Origin of the sequence: Catenulispora pinistramenti, assembly GCF_018274385.1 — a bacterium.
Lineage (GTDB): Bacteria > Actinomycetota > Actinomycetes > Streptomycetales > Catenulisporaceae > Catenulispora > Catenulispora pinistramenti.
On record NZ_JAAFYZ010000483.1, the window covers coordinates 1 to 1335 of the forward strand.

Here is a 1335-nt window from a genome sequence, read left to right on the forward strand (position 1 = left end):
GAGTGCGAGGGCGATGAGGGCTTCGGGGTTGGTGAAGCCGTAGGCGGTGCGGGTGATCTGGCGGATTTTGGTGTTCATGGATTCGATCAGGGCGTTGGACAGGTTGTGGTCGAGGGCGTTGTCGATCGGTTCACGGTTCTTCTTGATCTTGCGGGCTAGTTCGACGAAGGCTGGGATGCGGCAGCGTGTGGCCCAGGAGTACCACCGGTCCAGCGCGGTCTTTCCTGCGGCGCCTTTGATCTTGAAGACGTGGCGTAGGCCTTCTTTGAGCAGGTAGGCCCGCCACAGTCGCGGATCGGTCTTGGCGATCCAGGTGAGTTTGTGGCGCTGGCCGATGGTGAGGTCTTCGGGGTTCTTCCACAGGGCCCAGCGGGCGGTTTTCAGGGCTTTGGCCTGCCCGGTGGCGTTGCGGCCGGTGCGGGCGGTGTCGCGGGCGCGTCCGGCGGCGCTGTTCCAGGCGTCTCGGCGTACGGTGTCCAGGGCTTTGGTGGCCCAGGCCACGACATGGAAGGCGTCGGCGCAGCGGATCGCCCTCGGGCAGTGTGCGCGCACCGATTTGGCGATGAAGCGGGCGGCGTCGGCGGACACGTGCGTGATCTGGGCGCAGCGCTCAGGCCCGAGGGTGTCGAAGAACTCATCGACTGTCTCGGCGTCCTGGCCGACGGCGGCCCACAGCAGCCGGCCCGAATCGTGGTCGACGACGATGGTGAGGTAGCGGTGGCCCTTCTTGTAGGAGATCTCGTCGATGCCGATCCGGCGCACGTTCGCGAACCGGTCGGTGCAGGCGTCGATGTCGGCCCAGACCCGGGTCACGATCGCCCCCACGGTGCGCCAGGCGATCCGCATCAGGGCCGCGGTGGCGGTCTTGGAGGTGTGCGTGGCCAGCCAGGCCACCTGGTGGTCGAAGTCCAGGGTGTGCCCGGCACCGGCCCGCGCCCAGGGGATGTGGCAGGTCACCACCCCGCAGTGGCGGCAGGACACCCGGGGTGAGGCGGCCTCGATCCACACCATCAGCCGACCGGCGTCCAGGTGCCGCCAGCGTCGCCGCCCCGAGCCGCGGTCGTAGACCGGACAGCGCCGCAGGCACCGGCCGCAGCGCCGCCGGGCCTGCCACCCCGCCCGAACATGCACCACGACCTGCCCGGATACCTCATCAAGCGCGACGTCCTCGACCACCGCGTCTTCCAGCCCGAGCAGGGCACCCCATATGCTCTTGTTTCGCACGCCGTTCTCCGAACCTGCTGTTTTGAACCTAGACAGTCCAAAACCCTAGGCCAGAGACGGCGTGCCCCACTCCCGCCACACTCCGTGACCCACACATAGGTCAGAAGCGCC

Annotated in this window: 1 protein-coding gene; it reads right to left on the reverse strand. The window is 67.9% G+C overall.

What is annotated here, in order from left to right; genetic code table 11:
• Positions 1 to 1224, reverse strand: a 1224-nt coding sequence (locus tag KGQ19_RS48625; protein ID WP_212022437.1) for an ISL3 family transposase, incomplete at its 3' end; no start/stop codon positions are given.
• Positions 1225 to 1335 lie beyond the last annotated feature (111 nt).